The 4,420-nt window shown below is 42.8% G+C and carries 6 protein-coding genes; 4 read left to right on the top strand and 2 right to left on the bottom strand.

Translation table 11 applies throughout. From position 1 onward, the window contains the following. From AC1EU0_RS19090 to AC1EU0_RS19075, 4 genes are all read left to right on the top strand, one after another. Positions 1-473, top strand: a 473-nt coding sequence (locus tag AC1EU0_RS19090) for a type IV secretory system conjugative DNA transfer family protein (RefSeq protein ID WP_480304362.1), incomplete at its 5' end; no start/stop codon positions are given. Further along, positions 466-2,361 carry an LPD7 domain-containing protein gene (locus AC1EU0_RS19085; protein ID WP_480304361.1) on the top strand — a complete coding sequence of 632 codons (1,896 nt, stop codon included), beginning with the start codon at positions 466-468 and terminating at the stop codon, positions 2,359-2,361. The genes AC1EU0_RS19090 and AC1EU0_RS19085, both read left to right, overlap by 8 nt. Then, positions 2,339-2,512 carry a hypothetical protein gene (locus tag AC1EU0_RS19080; protein WP_480304360.1) on the top strand — a complete coding sequence of 58 codons (174 nt, stop codon included), beginning with the start codon at positions 2,339-2,341 and terminating at the stop codon, positions 2,510-2,512. Before AC1EU0_RS19085 ends, AC1EU0_RS19080 begins: the two co-directional genes overlap by 23 nt. Positions 2,513-2,515: 3 nt before the next feature. Then, positions 2,516-3,499, top strand: coding sequence for an ArdC family protein (locus AC1EU0_RS19075; protein ID WP_480304359.1), 984 nt, complete (start codon positions 2,516-2,518; stop codon positions 3,497-3,499). A gap of 55 nt (positions 3,500-3,554) precedes the next feature. Here the strand turns inward: AC1EU0_RS19075 and AC1EU0_RS19070 are convergent, their stop codons facing one another. Both AC1EU0_RS19070 and AC1EU0_RS19065 read right to left on the bottom strand, forming a co-directional pair. Further along, positions 3,555-3,950 carry a hypothetical protein gene (locus tag AC1EU0_RS19070; RefSeq protein WP_480304358.1) on the bottom strand — a complete coding sequence of 132 codons (396 nt, stop codon included), beginning with the start codon at positions 3,948-3,950 and terminating at the stop codon, positions 3,555-3,557. Positions 3,951-4,059: 109 nt separating this feature from the next. Next, on the bottom strand, positions 4,060-4,299 hold the full coding sequence (locus tag AC1EU0_RS19065; RefSeq protein WP_480304357.1) for a hypothetical protein: 240 nt from the start codon (positions 4,297-4,299) through the stop codon (positions 4,060-4,062). Positions 4,300-4,420 lie beyond the last annotated feature (121 nt).

Genomic DNA, 4,420 nt, shown 5'->3' with positions numbered 1-4,420 from the left:
GCCTTGGCACTTCCACCATCAACAACCGAAGTCGAAGCCGTCAGCTATCAGGCAAAGGTGGTAAAAGTGAAAACATTAGCGATCACGGACGAGCCTTAATGCTGCCACAAGAGCTAATGCAAATGGGCGCTGATAATGCCATTTTACTGCTAGAAAACTGCCCTCCTGTGAAATGCCAAAAACTGCGTTGGTATCAAGACAAACAGCTAACTGTTCGGGGCAATCACCCAGATAGAAATCATTATTCAATACCAAGCATTCCCAAGGTCACGCCTAAACAGCATTCAATCACTATTACTCAAATTCGCTACGCTGAGGATGGCGATACAACAAGTGTTGAGCAATCTGAGCCTGACAATTGTGTTGCAGAGCAGCCGAGTCAATTAGAACCCAAGCCTATCCCCAAACAGTCCGCTATGAATGACTTAGTTACCGATTTCAAAAATGTAGTTGGAGATGAAAACTATGAGTAACGAGCAATTGAAACACAAAACCTATCTGGCAGTGGGTTATGACGATAGAGCACAAGCCCAACAAGAAATCGGCAGACTCAATAATGGCATAGCCGCTATCAGCTTTGATGGTGAGCAAGGCTTATGGTACGCCAAAGCCGGAACCGATAAACGCAAAGTAGAGCCTTGGTTGCCCGACCCCAATATGATGAAACAGCACAGTGATATCGATCCCTTGCTTGAATTTAACAATGTCTTAGAAACAGCAGGTTTCTTACTGAAAGAGCCACCGTTAATGGATGGTCAAATTCATCGTGTTGCCACACAAGATGACAAACGAGGGCAAAAAAGCGGCGTTTATGCTGTCTTTAATGATGGTCACCCAGTTGGCTGGTATCAAGATCATCGTAATCACAATGAGCCACAAAAATGGCATGCCAGCTTTGAACAAGCTGATCCGACTGCAAGGCTTCATCAAAAAGCGCACATGGCCAATATTCGCTATCAACGAGAGCAAAGTCTCAATCAAAAGCAACAACATCACGCCAAACGCTGCGCTCAGCTGTATCGACAACTGCCAACCGCAAATTCAGGTCAGGGCTATTTGAGTCGCAAAGGTGTACAAGCTTATCCCGGTGTATGTCAGGACAAGAAAGGCCGTTTGGTGATCCCGCTTTATGACACTGAACAGAGCATTCATAGCCTTCAGCGGATTAGCACTAATGGCTTCAAGTGCCTTAAAAAAGGCGCACAAAAATCAGGACACTTCTTTGTGGTGGGCGATAGACCGCTAAACACTAATGAACCCATTTTGTATGCCGAAGGTTACTCAACAGCAGCGAGTATTGCCGAAGCGACAGGGCGCAGTGTAGTGATGACAGTAGATGCAGGCAATATGCCTAAAGTCGCAGAAAAAATCAGTGCTAAATACCCCAATGCCAAACATCTGTTTCTTGCCGATAATGACCATAAAAATCAAATCAATAAAGGCATACAAAAAGCCAGAGAGTCAGCCAACTTAGTCGGTGGGCACTGGCTCACGCCTAAATTTTCCACAGAACAAATTCAACATGGCTTAACCGACTTTAATGATCTACACATGAGCAGCAGCGTGGTTCGAGTGAAAAAGCAAATCGAAGGCTATATTGAAAGTTGTTGGCCTGAGCTAAAGTATCAAAAGTCAGAGCGGATCTTGCCAAGGCTTAACAGCATTATTCCAGAGAAAGTGTCCCCTGAAAAAGCAGAGCAATACACTTCATACCATGAAACAGATCAAGCTGAATCACCCAGCAATCCACTCTCAGTGGCAGAACCAAAGACACAAGCAAAAACTGAAAAAGACGACACGCAAGATGCACCCAAAACTCACAAAATGCCTATGCCTAAACATCTGTATTTAAGTTATGTGACTGTCAATGGTAAAGGCTATTTCCCTAATCGAAATTCAACAGCACTTGTCTTTATCGACAAAGGCAACAAGCTACAAACACGGCTTGAACACAGCAAAATCATTATGGATTTATTGGCGATTGCCGAGCATCGAGGCTGGCAACAAATCAAGCTCAGAGGCAGTCAGAATTTCAAACGTGAAGCTTGGTTACAAGCCAAAATCAAAGGTATAGACGTCACAGGCTATAAACCACACCACATAGATTATCAACGTTTGGCACAGCAAGGGGTAACCATCAACAAGCCATCCCAGCAGACTCAAGTTCATAAACAAACTCAAACAGTAAAGCCCCAAACTCAATCAACTACTTCATTACCAAAGCAGCAAGCTTCTATACAAGCCAAACCACAATCAGCATTAGAACGATTTAAGCAGAGATTTACTCCACAAAACTCAATAACTAAGTCACGCTTTGCACCAAAAAAGGAGGCGCACTATGAACAGCAACTTGAACACTAAGCTCGATGAAAAATTAACTCTGCTCAACACACCACAAAATATTGTGGAAGTCACGGCAGCTGAAGCCGAAGAACTGGGCGCATTTGAGGAAGATGCCCTGTCAGAACAAGACGCATGGGAAGCCAGCGACGTTGATACTGATGAGGATTAAACCATGCCAACGAACCAAAAGACCAAAGTCCCATACCATGAGCAAATCGCCAATAAGCTTATTGAGCAACTCAAACAAGGCACTGCACCTTGGCAACTACCGTGGAAACCGGGCGAGCCAAGAATGCCTCACAATCCTGTTAGCGGCACAAAATACAAAGGCTCAAATGCCATCTGGCTTGCTATGCAAGGCAGACAAGATCCAAGGTGGATGACTTTTAAACAAGCCAATAGCTTAGATGCCAAGGTGATGAAAGGGCAACACGGCACCATAGTCCAATATTGGAAGCTGTTCGACAAGGTAGATAAAACCGACAACAACGGCAAAAAGATCATAGGTGCTGATGGCAAACCACTAAAGGAAACCGTCAAACTAGAAAAACCAAGAGTATTCAGTGCAGTGGTGTTCAATGCTGCTCAAATCGAAGGTTTACCCGAGCTGGAAATCAAAACAGAACCAGATTGGCAACGCCACGAACGAGCAGAGAAAATTCTGAATAATGTTGGTGTCGCCATTCACCACGATCAACATGACAATGCTTACTACAGCCCTGCAACTGACAGCATTCATTTACCCGACAAATCCCAATTCGAAACAGCAGATCGATATCTGGCAACGATTTTTCATGAGACTGGTCACAGCACAGGCCATTCCAGCCGATTAGCCCGAGACATGACAGGTCGTTTCGGTGATGAATCCTACGCCAAAGAAGAATTGAGAGCCGAAATCGCCTCACTAATGATTGGTGACGAACTGCAAATAGGCCACGACTTCGGGCAACATGCTGCCTACGTCGATGCTTGGATTAAGGTTTTACAAGATGACCCGAAAGAAATCCTAAGAGCCTCAAGAGATGCTGAGAAAATTCAGCAGTTTGTGATGGGTTTTGAAAGGGAGAGTACCAATGAAAAAGCAACAACACTCTTTGAAAAGCGGAATAATAGTTTGATTAGAACCATGAAAGAGCAACATCTTGAGTTTGGTTAGTGACAAAAGGAGAAATAATCTCCATTATTTACCATAGTCTCTTGTTATATGCCTTTTACTTAAACTCTACCGAATGAATTTGAGGCTCCTCAAGTAACTTTGATCTAAAAAACATAACACATTCATCAGAGTTATCTATTTTTTCCTTACCAAATAGTTTCTCGATAAAAGTTCTATCCTTATCGATTTGAAAAATCCATTCTAATTCTGATTGAGGGTCATCACCTTCTTCAAAATAGACCGATGCCCCTAGCATATATTGGCGACCTTTCCAGAGGATACTGCTACACCACCCCCAATCTTCGGTGAATGGTTCAGAAAACTCGATATCTTTATCAACGGCTACTTTGAGCCAATTTAACAAAGATTCTCCATATATAGGGTTGATTGTATTTTCATGTTCCTTTGATAAATCAAACATTGACGTTTTGAAGCTAATAACAACGTGCACAGTTCCCTCCTTGACATATAACGCCCGTCTTAACAGGCAAATAATTGTTGGCTAAAATTTGGAGCGCAGCGACAAAAGCCAACGAGTATTTGTCCTGTTGAAGCGCTTGTTATGTGGTTGTTGTTTTAGCCTTTTTCGTTGCAACAATATATATGATTGTTACAGTAAGGAAAATGATTGCTGAGTGAATGCCAAACAAGTTTTGTAATACGTTTGCAACGATTGGTGTTGAACAAAGTATGGTGATAAACGTGGTGTTTTTATTGCGCAAACGATTATCCATAAAGCCCAATATTGCAACTGTAATTAGTAAAGCAATTGCAACATAAAGTTCAAATCCGTATGACATTTATAAGTATCCTTTAATCATGCTGATTTACCACATAACGCCCGCTTAACAGGCCAATACTGGTTGGCTAAAATCCGAAGCGCAGCGTAGGAGCCAACCAGTATTTGTCCTTGTTGAAGCG

This window comes from Parashewanella sp. 2210YD4-3 (assembly GCF_056591735.1).
The sequence above is the reverse complement of the archived record's forward strand: the minus strand, read 5'-3'. Positions and strand labels throughout refer to the sequence as shown.